This is a genomic window from Pseudomonas sp. F220 (assembly GCF_057813935.1).
In genome coordinates, this window is record NZ_JBVASJ010000007.1 from 174,418 (window position 1) to 194,230 (window position 19,813).

General features: G+C 60.3%; 16 protein-coding genes. 8 read left to right on the forward strand and 8 right to left on the reverse strand.

Going from position 1 to position 19,813, the window contains the following annotated elements; genetic code table 11:
* Positions 1-40: 40 nt before the first annotated feature.
* The 7 genes from ACZYSM_RS09665 to ACZYSM_RS09695 all read right to left on the reverse strand — a co-directional run bounded on the left by ACZYSM_RS09665 (position 41) and on the right by ACZYSM_RS09695 (position 8,557).
* Positions 41-1,051, reverse strand: coding sequence for a chemotaxis response regulator protein-glutamate methylesterase (locus ACZYSM_RS09665; protein ID WP_489071105.1), 1,011 nt, complete (start codon positions 1,049-1,051; stop codon positions 41-43).
* Entirely contained in the window at positions 1,048-3,375 is a 2,328-nt protein-coding gene (locus ACZYSM_RS09670) for a hybrid sensor histidine kinase/response regulator (protein WP_489071107.1), read from the reverse strand. The genes ACZYSM_RS09665 and ACZYSM_RS09670 overlap by 4 nt, the downstream gene beginning before the upstream one ends.
* A complete protein-coding gene (locus tag ACZYSM_RS09675) occupies positions 3,372-4,052 on the reverse strand; it encodes a chemotaxis protein CheW (protein WP_489071109.1) in 681 nt (226 codons plus the stop codon). Before ACZYSM_RS09675 ends, ACZYSM_RS09670 begins: the two co-directional genes overlap by 4 nt.
* Positions 4,049-5,323 (reverse strand): CheR family methyltransferase, encoded by a 1,275-nt coding sequence (locus tag ACZYSM_RS09680; protein ID WP_489071111.1) that lies wholly within the window; start codon positions 5,321-5,323, stop codon positions 4,049-4,051. The genes ACZYSM_RS09675 and ACZYSM_RS09680 overlap by 4 nt, the downstream gene beginning before the upstream one ends.
* Entirely contained in the window at positions 5,320-5,856 is a 537-nt protein-coding gene (locus ACZYSM_RS09685; protein ID WP_489071113.1) for a chemotaxis protein CheW, read from the reverse strand. Before ACZYSM_RS09685 ends, ACZYSM_RS09680 begins: the two co-directional genes overlap by 4 nt.
* Complete coding sequence (locus ACZYSM_RS09690) at positions 5,856-7,478, reverse strand: methyl-accepting chemotaxis protein (RefSeq protein ID WP_489071115.1); 1,623 nt, start codon at positions 7,476-7,478, stop codon at positions 5,856-5,858. Before ACZYSM_RS09690 ends, ACZYSM_RS09685 begins: the two co-directional genes overlap by 1 nt.
* 356 nt (positions 7,479-7,834) lie before the next feature.
* Positions 7,835-8,557 carry a tellurite resistance TerB family protein gene (locus ACZYSM_RS09695; RefSeq protein ID WP_489071117.1) on the reverse strand — a complete coding sequence of 241 codons (723 nt, stop codon included), beginning with the start codon at positions 8,555-8,557 and terminating at the stop codon, positions 7,835-7,837.
* Between the two features lie 196 nt (positions 8,558-8,753).
* On the opposite strand from ACZYSM_RS09695, the gene ACZYSM_RS09700 reads away from it, so the two are divergent.
* The 8 genes from ACZYSM_RS09700 (at position 8,754) to ACZYSM_RS09735 (ending at position 18,825) form a co-directional block, all read left to right on the forward strand.
* Positions 8,754-9,668: a LysR family transcriptional regulator gene (locus ACZYSM_RS09700; RefSeq protein WP_489071119.1), complete on the forward strand. Its 915-nt coding sequence runs from the start codon at positions 8,754-8,756 to the stop codon at positions 9,666-9,668.
* Positions 9,669-9,771: 103 nt separating this feature from the next.
* Entirely contained in the window at positions 9,772-11,262 is a 1,491-nt protein-coding gene (locus ACZYSM_RS09705) for a gamma-aminobutyraldehyde dehydrogenase (RefSeq protein ID WP_489071121.1), read from the forward strand.
* Positions 11,263-11,366: 104 nt separating this feature from the next.
* Positions 11,367-12,518, forward strand: coding sequence for a putative ABC transporter substrate-binding protein YdcS (ydcS, locus tag ACZYSM_RS09710; protein ID WP_489071123.1), 1,152 nt, complete (start codon positions 11,367-11,369; stop codon positions 12,516-12,518).
* A gap of 237 nt (positions 12,519-12,755) precedes the next feature.
* The gene (locus ACZYSM_RS09715) at positions 12,756-13,793 is read left to right on the forward strand and encodes an ABC transporter ATP-binding protein (RefSeq protein WP_489071125.1); all 1,038 of its coding nucleotides are present in this window, start codon (positions 12,756-12,758) and stop codon (positions 13,791-13,793) included.
* A gap of 1 nt (position 13,794) precedes the next feature.
* Complete coding sequence (locus ACZYSM_RS09720; RefSeq protein ID WP_489071127.1) at positions 13,795-14,739, forward strand: ABC transporter permease; 945 nt, start codon at positions 13,795-13,797, stop codon at positions 14,737-14,739.
* Positions 14,729-15,571 (forward strand): ABC transporter permease, encoded by an 843-nt coding sequence (locus ACZYSM_RS09725; protein ID WP_489071129.1) that lies wholly within the window; start codon positions 14,729-14,731, stop codon positions 15,569-15,571. Before ACZYSM_RS09720 ends, ACZYSM_RS09725 begins: the two co-directional genes overlap by 11 nt.
* A gap of 117 nt (positions 15,572-15,688) precedes the next feature.
* The gene (locus ACZYSM_RS09730; protein ID WP_489071131.1) at positions 15,689-17,113 is read left to right on the forward strand and encodes a gamma-aminobutyraldehyde dehydrogenase; all 1,425 of its coding nucleotides are present in this window, start codon (positions 15,689-15,691) and stop codon (positions 17,111-17,113) included.
* Positions 17,114-17,340: 227 nt separating this feature from the next.
* Positions 17,341-18,825: an APC family permease gene (locus tag ACZYSM_RS09735; protein ID WP_489071133.1), complete on the forward strand. Its 1,485-nt coding sequence runs from the start codon at positions 17,341-17,343 to the stop codon at positions 18,823-18,825.
* A 93-nt stretch (positions 18,826-18,918) separates the two neighbouring features.
* On the opposite strand, the gene ACZYSM_RS09740 is transcribed toward ACZYSM_RS09735, so the two are convergent.
* Positions 18,919-19,770, reverse strand: a complete 852-nt coding sequence (locus ACZYSM_RS09740; protein ID WP_489071135.1) for a LysR family transcriptional regulator — start codon at positions 19,768-19,770, stop codon at positions 18,919-18,921.
* Positions 19,771-19,813: the final 43 nt, after the last annotated feature.

The window sequence follows — 19,813 nt, forward strand, 5'->3', positions numbered from 1 at the left end:
CTGTCCAGGAACGCTGTTTTTGTCAGTCATTTTTTGTCAGTCATTTGGCAAATATTTCCAGCAACCGTGGCGCAATCTTGTCCAGTGGACGGATTTCCACAGCGGCGTCTATGGCAGCGGCCGCTTTGGGCATCCCATACACCGCACTGCTGTTCTGGTCCTGGGCGATGGTCAAAAAGCCTTGCTGGCGCATCAATTTAAGTCCCTGAGCGCCATCACGGCCCATGCCGGTGAGCAACACGCCAACGGCATCGCCGTTCCAGTAGTTGGCTACGCTCTCGAAAAACACATCGATCGAGGGTCGATAGATCTCGTTGACCGGCTCGGCGGTGTAGGCCAGCGTGCCGTTTTTCAAGAGTCGGATATGGTGGTTGGTGCCGGCCAGCAGCACCGTGCCGCTTTGCGGCGGCTCTCCCTCTTGCGCCAGGCGCACCTTCAACCCGGAGGCACTGCTCAGCCATTCGGCCATGCCGGCGGCGAACACCTGGTCAACGTGCTGAACCAGCACGATGGCCGCGGAAAAATCGGTGGGCAGACCTTTGAGCAAGACTTCCAGCGCCGCCGGCCCGCCAGCGGAGGAGCCAATGGCCACCAGACTCTGACGCCGCGCCATAGTGCGCAGCGGCGCCGGTGCCGATTGTACACGGCTACCGCTCTGGCCAATCAGCCAGCTGATATTGAGGATCTTGCGCAACAACGGCGCTGCGGCTTCTTTCGCATTACCCGCACCGACGGCCGGGGTGTCCACCACATCCAGCGCGCCATGGCCCATGGCCTCGAACACCCGATGGACGTTCTGCTCGCGGTCGACGGTCACGATCACGATGGGGCACGGGCTCTCGGCCATGATCCGCCGGGTCGCTTCCACGCCATCCATTACCGGCATGATCAAGTCCATCAGGATCAAGTCCGGCGTTTGCTCGGCGCAGTGTTTTACCGCCTCGGCACCATTGCTCGCGACCCAGACCACTTGGTGTGCCGGCTCGAAAGCCAGGGCTCTACGCAAGGCCTCTACCGCCATGGGCATGTCATTGACGATAGCAATCTTCATGTCCGGGCTCCTCCAATGAGTTCCACGACTGCATCAAGCAAAGCGTCGTCATGAAAACTGGCTTTGGCTAGATAATAGTCGGCTCCGGCGTCCAGCCCACGACGCCGGTCTTCTTCGCGATCCTTGTAGGAAACCACCATAACCGGCAGCGACTGCAAGCGATTGTCGCGACGCAACAAGGTGACCAATTCAATACCGTCCATTCGGGGCATATCGATGTCGGTGATCAGCAAATCGAAGTCTTCGGCGCGCAGGGCGTTCCAACCATCCATTCCGTCTACCGCCACCGCGACGTCATAGCCACGATTGAGCAACAGTTTGCGCTGTAACTCGCGGACCGTCAGTGAATCGTCGACCACCAGAATGCGTTTACGCGCGACTTCCGTGGCCTGATGCTTGTGCCCGGAAATCCTCTCCAGACGGCCGGTGTTGAGCAGTTTATCCACCGAACGCAGCATGTCTTCGACGTCGACGATCAGCACCACGGAGCCATCGTCCAGCAGCGCTCCGGCGGAAATATCCTGAACCTTGCCCAGCCGATCATCCAGCGGCAGCACCACCAGCGTGCGCTCGCCAACAAAGCGCTCGACGGCCACGCCGTACACCGCTTCTCGTTCGCGGATCACCACCACTTTGAGGGTTTGATCGTTATTCTGTGCCGCCGGGCGCTGCAACAGCTGACTGGCCGCGACCAGACCGACATGTCGGCCTTCGTGCCAAAAGTGCTGACGGCCTTCGACTTGCACGATCTGGTCCGGCTCCAGGTCGCACATGCGTTCGATGTGCGCCAGCGGGAAGGCATACGCCTCCTCACCCACCTCGACGACCAGACTGCGCACCACTGACAGGGTCAACGGCACTTCAAGATAGAATCGGCTGCCCTCACCCGCCGTCTGCTCCAGCACCACCGCGCCGCGAAGCTGACGGACCATATGCTGAACCGCGTCCAGGCCAACACCGCGCCCGGAGACTTCGGTGACCTTGTCCCGCAGGCTGAAGCCCGGTAAAAACAGGAACGTCAGCAGCTCCTCTTCGCTCAACTGAGCAGCGGTTTCGGCCGGAGACAATTGACGCTCGACGATGCTGCGGCGCAGGTGTTCGAGGTCGACTCCATTGCCGTCATCGCTCAGTTCCAGCACCAGTAACCCGGCCTGATGGGAGGCACGCAGACGGATCAAGCCCTCGGCGGGCTTACCCGCCAACAACCGTTGCTCAGGCATTTCGATGCCATGATCCACTGCGTTGCGCAGCAAATGGGTCAGTGGCGCTTCGAGCTTTTCCAGCACATCACGGTCGACCTGGGTCTTGTCACCTTCGATCTCCAACCGCACGTGTTTACCCAGGCTACGACCCAGATCACGGACCATCCGCACCTGCCCGGCCAACACATCGGCGAACGGCCGCATGCGACAGGCCAGTGCTGTGTCATACAGCACCTGAGCGCGTTGACTGGCCTGCCAGCCGAACTCATCCAGCTCGGCGGTTTTCTCGGCCAGCAGTTGCTGGGATTCGGCGAGCATACGCCGGGCGTCACCCAGCACTTCCTGGGCTTGCAGGCTCAGCTCGTGCTCTTTGAGATGAACGTTGAGATTTTCCAGGGCCCGCAAACTGTTGCTCTGCATGCGTTTGAGACGCTGCATGGTCGCCAGCCAGGGTTTGAGGCGCTGGGTTTCCACCAAGGATTTGCTCGACAGATCGAGCAAGCTATTCAACCGTTCAGCGGTAACCCGCAGCACTCGTTCGCCGCCTTCGGTAACGCGCGCGGCTTTAAGCAACGTCTCGATGGGAGCGGCAAGAAACGGTTCTGGCTCCAGCAATAGAGTGTCGGACTCAAGCTCGGCACGGGGCGGATCGAGTTGCAGCTCAGCCATTAGCGGCAAGATCGGCTCAGCGAATGGCGCGGTATCCCGTGCCACTTTGGCGGTCAACGCTGCGGGATCGAGCAACTGGCCCATCAAGGCGACGTAGGCCTCGATATCGCTCGGACCCACATTGTCGCTACCCGGCGTGGCGATGCGCATCAGAAGGTCAGTGCCTTGAAGTAAGGCGTCGATGTGTTCGGGCTGCAGGTACAGACGCCCCTCCTGGGCGCTGACCAGACAATCCTCCATCACATGCGCCACGCTGACCCCGGCATCCACCCCGACAATCCGCGCGGCGCCCTTGAGTGAGTGCGCCGCACGCATGCAGGCTTCCAGTTGATCGGCCTGGGTCGGGTTGCGTTCGAGTGCCAGCAAACCGGCGCTGAGCACTTGAGTCTGCGCTTCAGCCTCCAGACTGAAGAGTTCGAACAGCGATGCGTCGCGCATTTGTTCGGGGGTCATGTGAGGCTCCGGGTCACGGCTGACAGCAACTGTTCTTCATCCAGCCAGCGCAAACTTCGCTCTCTGAACGGCAACACGCCACGGGTGTATTTGCCGCTGGTGTGTGAGCCGGAACTGGAGGCCGCGTTCAAAATGCGTTCATCGATGGCGTGAATCCCGTCCACCTCATCCACTGGCACCACCACCGGGCCGCCGTGGGCCGCGATGATCAACATGCGCGGCATGACCCGCGTCCCGGAGGCAGCACCGATAGTCGCGTCCAGCCCCAGCAAATCCGCCAGCGACAGGCAGGCGACCAAGGCGCCGCGCACATTTGCCACGCCCAGCAACGCCCGCGAACGCTGGTGCGGCAAAGAATGAATCGGCTGCAACGGCGCAACCTCCACCAGGCAGCGGGTGACCAGGCCTAACCACTCGTCCCCCAGGCGAAACATCAACAGTGATCGGGTGACGACATCATTCTCGACGGCGATCGACTGCCGATGATCTTCCTGTTGCAACGCATAACGATCGAGCAAGCGGGTCGCTGCCGCGGAATACACCGCGCAATTGCGGCAATGAATATGCTCGGGCAGCAGTGGGCAGGATTTGTCACCGTGGATACCGATCCGGTTCCAGCAGTCATCGATGGCCTGCGCATCCTCATGGGTTACGTTCAACGAAAAAGAGCCGGTCATCGTTTACGCTCACTGTCAGCGGTGCGCTCGCTACGGGCGGCGCGTTCCTGCAATCGACGGGCACCCGCTGCATTCCCTTGGGAATCCAGCAAGGCAGCCAGATGCATCAGGGCTTCGGGGTGCTGCGGCTCCAGATAGAGTGCCTTGCGATAGAACCCCTGAGCCTGCATCGCACTTCCGGCGACATCGCTGAGCAAACCCAGCCAATAAAACACCTGAGCCACCGGCTCATGGCTGCGCAGGTACTGCTCACAGGCCATGCGCGCCTCGGCGCTGTTGCCTTCATTGGCCAACGCCGCGATGTTGCCAAGCAAGGCAGCAGCATCATTCGCCGCAGCAGAAGGTTTGCCTGGGCTAATCGCTGGCGCAACGCGGGTAAAGGGTCGGTTGCGAGGCGGTTGCGCCACGCTACGGATCGGCTCGCGCACGGGCAACGGCATCGGGGTAAAGGTGGGTAGCGGGTCAGGATCAGGCTCGCTGTGACGACTAAAAGCAAAGGACTGTGGAATGCCGATCGAGCGCATGCCCAATCGCCCCAACAGTCCACCTTCTGCCGGTCCGATAAACAGCACGCCGTCGACATGGGTGAGGCGCTTGAGGACTTCAAACACCTGTCGCTGGGTCGGCTGATCGAAGTAAATCAACAGATTGCGGCAGAACACAAAATCATAGGGCGGTTCATTGGCCAGCAATGCAGGATCAAGCAGGTTGCCCACCTGTAAGCGCACCTGTTCACGCACCCGCTCACTCATACGATAACCCGTCTCATCGGCGCTGAAATGGCGCTCGCGAAAGTCGGTCAGTTGCCCACGAAAGGAGTTCTTGCCATACACCCCACGCTTGGCGCGTTCAATCGACAAAGGGCTGACGTCCATCCCTTCGACCTTGAACTGATGGGGTGCAAACCCGGCATCGAGCAACGCCATGGCAATCGAATACGGCTCTTCGCCGGTAGAGCACGGCAAGCTGAGAATCCGCAAGGCGCGCATGCCCTTGATCTCGGCCAATCGAGTCTTCGCCAGTTTGGCCAGGGCGGCGAAAGACTCCGGATAACGGAAAAACCAGGTTTCCGGGACGATCACCGCTTCGATCAGCGCCTGCTGTTCATCCCGCGATTCTTGTAGTGTGTGCCAGTACTCGTCTGAGCTCAGCGCTTGCTGAGCCATGGTGCGCTGGCGGACAGCTCGCTCAATGAGCTCCGACCCTACGGACGCCACGTCCAGGCCGATGCGCTCTTTGAGGAAGTCGAAAAAACGCTGATCGTTGCTCATGGGCGCGCCTCAAACAGAGCGAGGTCCAGCGGCGGCGACGGAAACAGCAGTGCGCGAACCTCGGAATTGAGCAAATCAGCGATCCGAATCCATTGCAGCAAACCCTGCTGATCTTCGCGCACCGGTCCCAAATAAGGTGCCTGGCGGTTGTCCAGGCCGTACGGTTTAAAATCCCCTGGAGTGCAGCGCAGGGTATCGGTGGCCTGTTCAAGAATCAGCCCGAGCAACTGTCCGGGCTGAGAAGCATCAGGTCGATAGTGCACCAGCACCAGGCGGGTGCTGGTACGCACTTGGGCCGGCTGGCCGAAGGTCAGCGCACTGAGGTCGATCACCGGCACCACCGCGCCACGGTAGGCGAACACCCCAGCGACCCAGGACGGCGCTTTCGCGATCGGTTTGAGTGGCAGGCGCGGCAGCACTTCAGCCACCTCGATGGCCTGCAGGGCATAGCGCTCGTTGCCGATGCGGAACAGCAAAAACAACGATTGTTTCGGCGCCACTCCTGCGCCGCGTTTCGCCGCGAGCTCGCTCATCAGACTTTGAAACGCGAGACGCCGCTACGCAGCCCCACCGCCACCTGGCTCAGCTCATCGATGGCGAAGCTGGCCTGACGCAGGGACTCCACCGTCTGGCCGCTGGCATCCCCCAACTGCACCAACGCGTGGTTGATCTGCTCGGCACCGGTGGCCTGAGCCTGCATACCTTCGTTGACCATCAGCACCCGTGGCGCCAGCGCCTGAACCTGATGAATGATCTGCGAAAGCTGCTCGCCTACCTGTTGAACCTCGGACATACCACGACGTACTTCTTCGGAGAATTTGTCCATGCCCATGACACCCGCCGACACTGCCGACTGGATCTCGCGGACCATCTGCTCGATGTCGTATGTGGCAACGGCAGTCTGATCCGCCAGACGCCGTACTTCGGTAGCGACCACAGCGAAACCGCGGCCATATTCGCCGGCCTTCTCGGCTTCGATCGCGGCGTTGAGAGACAACAGGTTGGTCTGGTCGGCGACCTTGACGATGGTCACCACCACCTGATTGATGTTGCCGGCCTTCTCATTGAGGATCGCCAGCTTGGCGTTGACCAGATCGGCCGCGCCCATCACCGAGTGCATGGTGTCTTCCATACGGGCCAAGCCTTGCTGACCGGAACCGGCCAGTACCGAAGCCTGGTCGGCGGCGGTGGAGACTTCGGTCATGGTGCGCACCAGATCCCGCGAGGTCGCCGCGATTTCCCGCGAAGTGGCACCGATTTCCGTGGTGGTGGCTGCGGTTTCCGTCGCGGTAGCCTGCTGCTGCTTGGAGGTGGCGGCAATTTCCGTGACCGAGGTGGTGACTTGCACCGACGAGCGCTGGGCCTGGGAAACCAGAGAGGTGAGCTCGGTCATCATGTCGTTGAAGCCGGTTTCTACTGCGCCGAATTCATCCTTGCGCTCCAGATTCAAGCGCCTGCTCAAGTCTCCGGTACGCATGATGTCGAGGATCTCGACGATACGGTTCATCGGCGCCATGATCGCGCGCATCAGCAACAGGCCGCACAGACCGGCAGCAATTACTGCAATCAATAAAGAGACGCCCATGCTGATTTTTGCCGCAGTGACTGCGGAGCCGATAGCCTCGGTGGCTTTATCAGCCTGATTACGATTGCGATCGATCACGCTGTTCAAATGCTGGCGGCCAGCTACCCAGGCAGGCGTCAGTTCATTCTCCAGCGCGATGCTGGCCTGTTCGTATTCTTTGCGCTGATAGAGATCGATGACTTTCGTCAGTACCTGATTGTACGATTGATGACGAACTTCGAACTCGTCGAAAGAGGCCCTATCGTCCGAGTCGAAGATGGTTGTCCGATAGTTGTCCATTCCTTCTTTCAGACGCTCTTCGTAGCTCTTGTACAACGCCTGGTCAGCAGCGGTCACGTCTCGATGCCCGGAAAGACCGGCGATCTGCTCGGTCAGGACGTAACTGTCGACCCAGGCGCTGCGAATCATCGAGCTGTAATACAGCCCCGGAACAGCGTCCGTCCGGACCGTTTCCTCGCTGGCCTCGATCTTCAGCAGACTGGAGTAGGAGACCATGACCATCAGCAACATGATGGCGATAATTACCGCAAAGCTCGCCAAAATACGTCGGTGCAATGTCCAGTTCTTCACAGTCAGTCCTCGGGGCGATTCAAATGGGGCGGAGTATAGCCGAGGGCGTGCCTTCCTTTATCAACGGGTTGCGCACCACGTCTCACTTAGATGAGAGAAAACCAGCATCCGCTCTGGATGGCTACTCTGGGACACATGCGGCGAACACTGATAGTGATGAGTCGGAAGAAACAGACTGTGGGTTGGTCATTGAGAGGGCTGAAAGTGGTGTGATGCCCGAAAGGATCGCAGCCTACGGCCGCTCCTACAGGATCGGCGTACAACCGTGAGATCAAAGTTGTGTGCGATCGGCGTAGGAGCTGCCGTAGGTTCGGGCCGCGTTCGGACGATCTTTTCGGTTCGCCCGCTTTCTCTGATTACAGCGAAGCCTGCCGAACCTGTTTCTCCAGTTCGGCCTTCAGGCCTGGCTCAAGCTTGAGCTGGCGCGCCAGCTCATCCAGATAGGACTTCTCCATGAAGTTCTCTTCATCCACCAGCATCACGCTGGCGATGTACATCTCGGCGGCCATTTCCGGGGTGCTGGCGGCGCGGGCGACGTCGGCCGGGTCCAGAGGCTTGTTGAGTTCGGCGTGCAGCCAGCGTTGCAGGTCCTGATCGTTGTCCAGTTTGGTGAACTCGCCCTCAATCAGCGCTCGCTCGCGCTCATCGACATGGCCATCGGCCTTGGCCGCGGCGACCAGCGCCTTGAGGATCGCCTGGCTGTGCAATTCAACTTGCGCCGCTGGCAGGCGGTCGATGGTTTGCGGCTCAGTCTGTGGAACGCCAGCCTGCTGCGTCTGCCAATTACCGTAAGCCTTGTAGGCCAAAACGCCCAACGCTGCGAGGCCGCCGTAGGTCAGCGCTTTACCGCCAAAGTTGCGGGCTTTTTTATTCCCCAGTAACAGCCCCATGGCGCCAGCTGCCAACGCGCCACCGCCTGCCCCTGAGAGCAGACTGCCGAGCCCGCCCGAACCGCCGAGCAAGCTACCCAACGCGCCTTTATCCGAACCAGCCGGTTTGTGCTGAGTGCCACCAGCCTTGTTTTGCAACATGTCCTGACCGGACTTGAGTAACTGATCAAGCAATCCACGTGTATTCATTTGCCGCCTCCTGGAGCCGGGGGTTAACCAGATCAATAAGGCCCACAGCGTAGATCGAAGCGCCCTCGTCCACTTATCGAGTGTGCTTCCAGATGTTGCTTGGCCCTTGCCGAAGTCCCGCTTCTGAACTAGGCCATCGATTAAAAAGATATACACTCGAGTAAATCTATAAAACCGCCTAACCGGTAATCCCCCCATGATGACCTTGCGTCAGATCCGTCACTTTATCGCCGTGGCCGAGACGGGCTCGATCTCGGCCGCTGCCCAAGCGGTGTACATCTCCCAATCGACACTGACCCTGGCGATCCAGCAACTGGAACAGGAAATTGGCGTCAGCTTGTTCAATCGCCACGCCAAGGGCATGACCCTGACCCACCAAGGCCACCAGTTTCTGCGCCAGGCGCACTTGATCCTGGCCACTGTCGACAATGCCAAGCGCAGCCTGCAACAAAGCACCGATCAGGTAGCCGGACAGTTGATCGTCGGCGTGACCAGCCTGGTGGCCGGTTACTACCTTGCGGACTTGCTGACCCGCTTCCAGCGCGCCTACCCGAACGTGGAAATCCGCGTGATGGAGGATGAACGCCCGTACATCGAACACTTGCTGGTCAGCGGTGAAATCGATGTCGGCGTGCTAATTCTTTCCAATCTGGAAGACCGCCACGCCCTGCAAACCGAAGTCCTCACCCACTCGCCCCATCGCCTGTGGCTGCCGGCTCAGCACCCGTTGCTGGAACACGACAGCATCAACCTCGCCGATGTTGCCCGCGAGCCGTTGATTCAGCTCAACGTCGATGAAATGGATCGCAACGCTCAGCGCATGTGGTCCGCCGCCGGCTTGCAGCCGCGCATCACCTTGCGCACGGCTTCGACTGAAGCAGTCCGAAGCCTGGTGGCGGCGGGGCTCGGGGTGTCGATCCAGCCGGACATGACTTACCGCCCCTGGTCGCTGGAAGGCGACATTATCGAAGCGCGCCCGCTGGCAGACCTTAGCCAGACCCTCGACGTAGGCCTGGCCTGGCGCCGCGGCACCGCACGGCCCGCCTTGGTGGACCCATTCCTGACCGTGGCCCGCGAGCAACCTCACGCTGGACGCAAGCCATCTATTTAATCGAACGCCGCCTTCAGTATTTAGTATTTGTCGACCTCACGTCCGACCACTAGTCTCTCAACATCTATAAGAGAAGGTCGGGCTCCAGTCGCAGGGGAGCACCATGGCCACACAAGAAAAGAGAACCCGAAAAATGGCTGGCGCGCAGACCCCGTTGTTCACCGCTTTATTGATCGATGGTGAATTAGTCGCAGGCCAGGGCTTTGTCGAGCCGATCCTCAACCCGTCCACGGGTGAAGTGCTGACACACATCGCCGAAGCAAGCACCGAACAAGTCGAAAGCGCCGTTCTGGCCGCCCACCGTGCTTTTGCCGGTTGGTCGCGGACCACCCCGCAGCAACGCTCAAACATTCTGCTGGCCATCGCCAACGCAGTGGAAAAACAAGCCGACCACCTCGCCCGCCTGGAATCGCTGAACTGCGGCAAGCCACTGCACCTGGCGCGTCAGGACGATTTGAACGCCACGGTCGACGTGTTCCGCTTCTTCGCCGGCGCCGTGCGCTGCCAGACGGGCCAACTCAGCGGTGAATACCTGCCGGGCTACACCAGCATGGTCCGCCGCGACCCTATTGGTGTCGTGGCCTCGATCGCGCCGTGGAACTACCCGATCATGATGGCCGCCTGGAAAATCGCCCCGGCCCTGGCGGCGGGCAACACCCTGGTGTTCAAACCGTCCGAACACACGCCGCTGTCGATACTGGCTCTGGCCCCGGCGCTGGCCGAGCTGCTGCCACGTGGGGTGATCAACATCATCTGCGGCGCTGGTGAAGGCGTCGGCAGCCATTTGGTCAGCCACCCGAAAGTGCGCATGGTCTCGTTGACCGGCGATATCGTCACCGGGCAGAAAATCCTTCAGGCCGCGGCGAAAACCCTGAAACGTACCCACCTCGAACTCGGCGGCAAAGCGCCGGTGATCGTCTGCAACGACGCCGACATTCAAGCCGTGGTCGAAGGCGTGCGCAGCTACGGTTACTACAACGCCGGGCAGGACTGCACCGCAGCTTGCCGAATCTATGCTCAGGCCGGGATTCATGATCGCCTGGTCGCCGAACTTGGCGCCGCCGTCAGCAGCCTGCGCTTTGCCGGCAAACGCGACGCCGATAATGAGATCGGCCCGCTGATCAGCACCCGCCAGCGCGACCGCGTGGCCAGTTTCGTCGAACGCGCCCTCGGCCAGCCGCACATCGAGCGCGTCACCGGCGCCGCCGTGCATTCAGGTGCGGGCTTCTACTATCAGCCGACGCTGCTCGCCGGCTGCAAACAGAGCGATGAAATCGTCCAGCGCGAAGTGTTCGGCCCAGTGGTCACCGTGACCCGTTTCGAGGAGCTGGAACAAGCGGTGGACTGGGCCAACGACTCCGAATATGGCTTGGCGTCGTCGGTCTGGACTCAGAATCTGGACAAGGCGATGCAGGTCGCGGCGCGTCTGCAGTACGGCTGTACCTGGATCAACAGCCATTTCATGCTGGTCAGCGAAATGCCCCACGGCGGCTTGAAGCGCTCGGGTTATGGCAAGGATCTGTCCAGCGATTCGCTACAGGATTACAGCGTGGTGCGGCACATCATGGCGCGCCACGGCAATGATCTGAAATAACGCACTACTCTAATAAATTGCCTCAAAGGCATGGCTTCACCACGTTCATCACGTTCATCACGTTCAAAACTGCCCCGACCATAATTAAAGAAGAGGGAAACCCAATGTTCGTGCACAAGACCGCACTGCTCAGTGCAATCACTACAGCACTGCTGGCCAGCGCCAGCATCCAGGCCGCCGAACCGCTGAAAGCCGTTGGCGCCGGCGAAGGCCAGTTGGATATCGTCGCCTGGCCGGGCTACATCGAACGTGGCGAAAGCGACAAAAATTACGACTGGGTGACCGGTTTCGAGAAAGAGACCGGCTGCAAGGTCAACGTCAAAACCGCCGCTACCTCCGATGAGATGGTCAGCCTGATGGCCAAGGGTGGTTACGACCTGGTCACCGCTTCCGGCGACGCGTCCTTGCGCTTGATCGGCGGCAAGCGTGTACAGCCGATCAACACCTCGCTGATCCCGAACTGGAAGAATATCGATCCTCGTCTCAAGGACGGCCCGTGGTACGTGGTCAATAAGCAGGTTTACGGAACGCCCTATCAATGGGGTCCGAACGTATTGATGTACAACACCAATGTGTTCAAGCAAGCACCTGACAGCTGGGGCGTGGTGTTCGATGCGCAGAACCTGCCGGACGGCAAGGCCAACAAGGGCCGCGTGCAGGCCTATGACGGCCCGATCTACATCGCCGACGCGGCGCTGTACCTCAAATCGACCAAGCCGGAACTGGGCATCAAAAGTCCTTATGAGCTGACTGAAACCCAGTACAAAGCCGTGCTCGATTTGTTACGCACCCAGCAACCGTTGATCCACCGCTACTGGCACGACACCACCGTGCAAATGAGCGACTTCAAAAACGAAGGCGTGGTGGCGTCCAGCGCCTGGCCGTATCAGGTCAACGGTTTGATGAACGAGAAGCAGCCGGTCGCTTCGACCATCCCCAAAGAAGGCGCCACGGGCTGGGCCGACACCACCATGTTGCACGCCGATGCCAAGCACCCAAACTGCGCTTACAAGTGGATGGACTGGTCGCTGCAACCCAAAGTCCAGGGTGACGTAGCGGCCTGGTTCGGCTCACTGCCAGCGGTTCCGGCGGCCTGCAAAGAGAGCGAATTGCTGGGCGCTGAAGGTTGCAAGACCAACGGTTTCGACCAGTTCGAAAAGATCGCATTCTGGAAGACCCCGCAGGCCGAGGGCGGCAAATTCGTGCCGTACAGCCGCTGGACCCAGGACTACATCGCGATCATGGGCGGCAGATAGTCCAAAAGCTTCGCGAGCAAGCTCGCTCCCACAGGTTTGCGCTGTCCTTGTGGGAGTAATGCCCCTGTAGGAGCGAGCTTGCTCGCGATGGACGTTAACGATAACGCGTGTTTTCTGAGTAAACGCGCCGCCCTTGAGTCCATCGCGAGCAAGCTCGCTCCTACTACCGATTTTGTTTTTTCAGAAGTCCAGGCAAGGGCCGCTGCGACAGCCCTCGCTTTTTTGGAGCACCGCATCATGACGCTTGCAGTCCAGTTCACCCACGTTTCCCGTCAGTTCGGCGATGTAAAAGCCGTTGACCGGGTTTCCATCGACATCCAGGACGGCGAGTTCTTTTCCATGCTTGGCCCTTCCGGCTCGGGCAAAACCACCTGCCTGCGCCTGATCGCCGGTTTCGAACAGCCGAGCGCCGGCTCGATCCGCATTCACGGTGAAGAAGCCGCCGGGCTGCCGCCCTATCAGCGCGACGTGAACACCGTGTTCCAGGATTACGCACTGTTCCCGCACATGAACGTACTGGACAACGTGGCTTATGGCTTGAAGGTCAAAGGTGTCGGCAAGACCGAACGCCTGAACCGCGCCGAAGAAGCCCTCTCCATGGTCGCCCTCGGCGGTTACGGCGAGCGCAAACCGGTGCAACTCTCCGGCGGTCAGCGCCAGCGCGTGGCTCTGGCCCGCGCACTGGTCAATCGCCCTCGGGTGTTGCTGCTCGATGAACCTCTGGGCGCCCTCGACCTGAAGTTACGCGAACAAATGCAGGGCGAGCTGAAAAAGCTGCAACGCCAGCTCGGCATCACCTTCATCTTTGTCACCCATGACCAGACTGAAGCGCTGTCGATGTCTGACCGTGTGGCGGTGTTCAACAAGGGCCGCATCGAGCAGGTCGACACCCCGCGCAACCTCTACATGAAACCGGCCACCACGTTTGTCGCCGAGTTCGTCGGGACCTCCAACGTGATTCGCGGCGACCTTGCCCAACAGTTGAACGGGAGCGCCAAGCCCTTCTCGATTCGCCCGGAACATGTGCGTTTCGCTGACGGTCCTGTGGCCAGCCACGAAATCGAAGTCAGCGGCCTGCTCCACGACATTCAGTACCAGGGCAGCGCCACCCGTTACGAACTCAAACTGGAAAACGGCCAGACCCTGAACATCAGCCAGGCCAACAACCAATGGCTGGACAGCAGCGCCCAACACCAGACCGGGCAACGGATCACCGCGCGCTGGGCTCGCGAAGCCATGACCAGCCTGATCGACACCGTTGCGAGCGAGGTGTGACATGAGCCTGGCCACAACCCAAGCCCCCGCCAGCGGTTCGCCGTTGCGGCGGTTTTCCGACCTGCTGTATCGCCGGCCCAATCTGTACCTGGCGATGTTGTTGGTACCACCGCTGATCTGGTTCGGCGCGATCTATCTCGGCTCCTTGCTGACCTTGCTCTGGCAAGGCTTCTACACCTTTGACGACTTCACCATGGTGGTCACTCCCGACCTGACCCTGGCGAACTTTGCGGCGCTGTTCCAGCCGTCGAACTTCGACATCATCCTGCGCACCTTGGGCATGGCCATCGCCGTGTCGATTGCCAGCGCTTTCGTCGCCTTCCCGATCGCCTACTACATGGCGCGCTACACCACCGGCAAGACCAAGGCGTTTTTTTACATCGCGGTGATGATGCCGATGTGGGCCAGTTACATCGTCAAGGCTTATGCCTGGACCTTGCTGCTGGCCAAGGGTGGTGTTGCGCAGTGGTTCGTTCAACACTTTGGCCTGGAGCCGGTGTTGCAGTTCGTGCTCGGTATTCCGGGCGTCGGCGGCAGTACGTTGTCGACCTCGCATCTGGGACGCTTCATGGTATTCGTCTACATCTGGCTGCCGTTCATGATCCTGCCAATCCAGGCCTCGCTGGAACGTCTGCCACCATCGCTGCTGCAAGCCTCCGCCGACCTCGGGGCCAAGCCGCGCCAGACCTTTATGCAAGTGACTCTGCCGCTGTCGATTCCGGGTATTGCTGCCGGGTCGATCTTCACCTTCTCGCTGACCCTCGGTGACTTCATCGTGCCGCAACTGGTGGGCCCGCCGGGTTATTTCATCGGCAGCATGGTGTATGCCCAGCAGGGTGCGATCGGCAACATGCCGATGGCCGCTGCCTTCACCCTGGTGCCGATCGTGCTGATCGCCATTTACCTGTCCATCGTCAAACGTCTGGGGGCCTTCGATGCACTCTGATTCAGTAAAACATGAGTCATCTGCGCATGGAGAAAAGGCGTCCCTGGGCCTGCGCTTGGCTGCGTGGGGCGGAGTGGTGTTTTTGCACTTCCCGATCCTGATTATCTTCATATATGCCTTCAACACCGAAGACGCAGCCTTCAGCTTTCCGCCCCAGGGTTTCACCCTGAAGTGGCTCAGCGTGGCCTTCTCCCGGCCGGACGTGCTGGATGCGATCAAGCTGTCGCTGCAAATCGCCGCGGTCGCCACGCTGATCGCCATGATCCTTGGCACCCTGGCGTCGGCTGCGTTGTACCGGCGTGATTTCTTCGGCAAACAAGGCATCTCGCTGATGCTGATCCTGCCGATCGCCTTGCCGGGGATCATCAGCGGTATCGCCCTGCTCGCGACCTTCAAGACGCTGGGCATCGAGCCAGGCATGTTCACCATCATCGTCGGCCACGCGACCTTTTGCGTGGTGATCGTCTACAACAACGTCATCGCCCGCTTGCGCCGCACGTCTCACAGCCTGATCGAAGCCTCAATGGACCTGGGCGCCGATGGCTGGCAGACCTTCCGCTACATCGTTCTGCCAAACCTGGGCTCGGCGTTGCTGGCCGGCGGCATGCTGGCGTTCGCCCTATCGTTCGACGAAATCATCGTCACCACCTTCACCGCCGGCCACGAACGCACTCTGCCGCTGTGGCTGCTTAACCAACTCAGCCGTCCGCGCGATGTGCCGGTGACCAACGTGGTGGCGATGCTGGTGATGCTCGTGACCATGATCCCGATCCTCGGCGCCTACTACCTGACCCGCGGCGGCGAGAGCGTGGCCGGGAGTGGCGGTAAATAAACAACCCCCGTGGGCGCTGCCGGAGGCTGCGATCTTTTGATCTTTGGCGGCTTCATTGACGCTAAAAGATCGCAGCCTGCGGCAGCTCCTACGAACAGCATTGAAGAGGACAAGACCATGCAAACCAAACTGCTGATCAATGGCCAGTTGGTGGTCGGCGAAGGCCCGAGCCAACCTGTGTTCAACCCGGCGTTGGGCCGCGTGCTGGTGGAAATCAACGAAGCCAGCGAAGCCCAGGTCGACGCCGCCGTACGCGCCGCCGATGCCGCGTTCGAAGGCTGGTCGCAGACCTCGCCGAAAGAGCGCTCGCTGCTGTTGCTCAAACTTGCTGACGTCATCCAGGCCCACGGCGAGGAGCTGGCCAAACTGGAATCGGACAACTGTGGCAAACCCTACAGCGCTGCGCTGAACGACGAGATCCCGGCGATTGCCGATGTGTTCCGCTTCTTCGCTGGCGCCAGCCGTTGCATGAGCGGCACGGCCGGTGGCGAATACTTGCCCGGCCACACCTCGATGATCCGCCGTGATCCGGTGGGCGTGGTTGCCTCCATCGCCCCGTGGAACTACCCGCTGATGATGGTTGCCTGGAAAATCGCCCCGGCCCTGGCCGCCGGCAATACCGTGGTGCTCAAGCCGTCGGAACAAACCCCGCTGACTGCGTTGCGTCTGGCGGAACTGGCGTCGGACATCTTCCCGGCCGGCGTGCTCAACCTGGTCTTCGGCCGTGGCCCAAGTGTCGGCAGCCCGCTGGTCATTCACCCGAAAGTGCGCATGGTGTCGTTGACCGGCTCGATTGCCACCGGCGCGAACATCATTTCCAGCACCGCCGACAGCGTCAAACGCATGCACATGGAGCTGGGCGGTAAAGCCCCGGTGATCATCTTCAACGACGCCGACATCGACGCCGCCGTGGAAGGCATTCGTACGTTTGGTTTCTACAACGCCGGGCAAGACTGCACCGCCGCCTGCCGCATCTACGCGCAGGAAGGCATCTACGACACCTTCGTCGAGAAGCTCGGCGCGGCAGTCAGCACCATCAAGTACGGCTTGCAGGATGATCCGGCTACCGAGCTGGGTCCGTTGATCACGGCTCAACATCGCGACCGTGTGGCCGGGTTTGTCGAACGTGCGGTGGCGCAACCGCACATTCGCTTGATCACCGGCGGCAAGGCGGTGGAAGGCAACGGGTTCTTCTTCGAACCCACGGTGTTGGCCGATGCGCATCAAGACGATGAAATCGTTCGTCGCGAAGTGTTCGGGCCGGTGGTGTCGGTCACCAAATTCACCGATGAAGCACAGGTGCTGGGCTGGGCCAACGATTCGGACTACGGCCTGGCGTCGTCGGTGTGGACCGCCGACGTCGGTCGTGCCCATCGCCTCGCTGCGCGTTTGCAGTACGGCTGCACCTGGGTCAATACACACTTCATGCTGGTCAGCGAAATGCCTCACGGTGGGCAGAAACTGTCCGGTTATGGCAAGGACATGTCCATGTACGGGCTGGAGGACTACACCACCGTAAGACATGTGATGTTCAAGCATTAAAAAAGCATCGAGAGCAAGCTCGCTCCCACATTTGATCGCATTCCCCTGTGGGAGCGAGCCTGCTCGCGATGGCCTCACCACGAACCCAAGGACGAAGTCAGCGTTTCAGCAGCACACAGGATTCACCGCAATTCAAAAAACAATAACCACCGAACCGGGTTAGGCCGTCTTGGCCCCGCCGCGGTTTCGGACATCCGAAATCTGCCGATTTTCCGGAGAAATACTTTATGAGTGCATCACCCGATCTCTCTGCAATAGCCGCTGACAGCGATGCCGAGCAGTTACGCAAACTGGGCTACACCTCGAACTTCAATCGCAGCATGAGCCTGTGGGAAAACTTCGCCCTGGGCTTCACTTACCTGTCGCCGGTAGTCGGCGTCTACACCCTGTTCGGCCTGTGCCTGGCTGCCGGTGGGCCACCGATGTTCTGGGCCTACTTGCTGGTCGGCTGCGGGCAATTGCTGGTGTGCCTGATCTTTGGTGAAGTGGTTTCACAGTTCCCGATTTCCGGTGGAGTTTATCCTTGGGCCCGCCGCTTGGTGGGCAAGCGCTGGGCGTGGATGGTCGGCTGGATCTACTCCATCGCCCTGTGCGTGACTATCGCCGCCGTTGCGGTCGGTGCCGGCCCTTATCTGGCGGCGATGATGGGCTTCGAACCAAACAACAACACCAACATCGTTATCGCTCTGGTGCTGACGCTGTTTGCCACGCTGGTCAACCTCAGCGGCACCAAAGTGCTGGCGCGCATCGCCATGTTCGGCTTCCTCTGCGAACTGGTCGGTGCGGTGATCGTCGGCGTGTACCTGCTGGTGTTCGAGCGTCATCAACCGCTCAGCGTGTTGTTCAACACGTTTGATATCAGCGTTGACGGTTCCTACCTGCCGGCCTTCCTCACCGCATCGCTGGCAGGGATGTTCCTTTACTACGGCTTCGAAGCCTGCGGCGACGTGGCCGAAGAAACCCCGAACCCGAGCAAGCAGATTCCGGTGGCCATGCGCATGACCATCTACATCGGCGGCATCGCGGCGATGTTCGCTTGCCTGGCGCTGATCCTAGCCGTTCCGGACATGCAAGCGGTGATCAATGGCACCGACAAAGACCCGGTCACCACTATCCTCAACAACGCCTTCGGCCCTGTTGGCTCGAAAGTGGTGATGGGCGTGGTGATGATTTCCTTCATCTCTTGCGTCATCAGCCTGCAAGCGGCGGCCAGTCGTCTGCTGTATTCCTACGCACGAGACGAAATGGTCATCGGCAGCAGCGTGCTGAAACGGATTTCTCCGACCACTCAGGTACCGGTTGCGGCATTGTTTGTGTCCGGTATCTTGCCGGCGCTGATCATCGCTCTCGGCTTTTTCCTGCAAGACGCGGTGGCGACCATCGTCAGCTTCGCCGCCATCGGTATCTACCTGGCATTCCAGATGATCGTTCTTGCAGCTCTCTACGCCCGCGCCCGTGGCTGGAAGCCCAGCGGTAAATTCACCCTCGGCGCCTGGGGCCTGCCGGTGAACATCGGCGCGCTGGTCTATGGTGTCGGGGCCATCATCAACATGGCGTGGCCACGCACGCCGGATGCGGCGTGGTACATCAACTACGCCATGGTCCTGAGCACTGCCATCGTCATTGGCCTGGGCCTGATCTACATGTGGCTCGGCAAGCCGTACGACCATGGCAAAGCTCCCGCTGGCGATGCCTGGAAAATCAGCCGGTAACCCCCTTAGCCCCGGCATCGTTCGCGTCGCCGGGGCGACTCAAAACCATAAGCAAGGACACCCTGCGAAAGACTTCGTCCTCGCCTCGTTCGGCTACCCCAACTCGAGCGCCAGCACGGCAATCAAATGGTCCATCACCCGACGCACTGCAGGCGATCGACGCACGTCGGCGTGCACAGAAAGCCATAGCTCCCGGGTATAAGGGGTGCGCAATGAGTCGACCCTTACCAGCCCCGCATCCTTGTTCGCCACAAAACACGGCAGCAAGGCCACACCGACACCCGCACGGGCAGCCGCTTGCTGAGTATTGACGTCATTGCTTCGCATGACGACAGCGCGCCGGTCGGCGTACTCCAGCAGCCAGCGATGCTGGGGAATATGTTCCAGGGCTTGCTCAAAACCAATGAACGCCCAATCAGTCGACGTCATAGCGGCATAAGAGGGGCTCGCATAAAACCCCAAATGAACCTGGCCCACCTTTCGCACGATGCGCCCTGCTTCGTCGGGCCGCACAAAACCAATGGCGATATCCGCATCACCACGTTCGAGTGAAACCACGCTGGAGGTCGTGTTCAGCACAATCTTCAGGTCTGGATGTTCGCTGCGTAGCGTCGGTAGGGTTGGCACGATCAAAGCACTGGCCAACGCCGCAAGCGTGCTGATGCTGACGGTCCCGGACATACCGATTGCGCCGCGACCATAACGCTCAACTTCGTCGACGATACGTTCAATGGGCTGCGCTATGGCGGCCAGTGCAACGCCCGCTTCGGTCAGACGCGAGGAGCGCGGCAGACGCTCGAGCAACTTCAGCCCAAGGCTCGCCTCAAGACTGGAGACGCGTCGCCCTACCGTTGCGTGATCGACACGCAAGGCTTTGGCTGCTGCGGTAAGGGACCCTAGCCGCGCAACGACGATGAAATGGTGAATATCTTGCCAATCAGTCATGGCTGCATATTCGCAACCTTGGCGTGCACAAGCACGCGTTTTT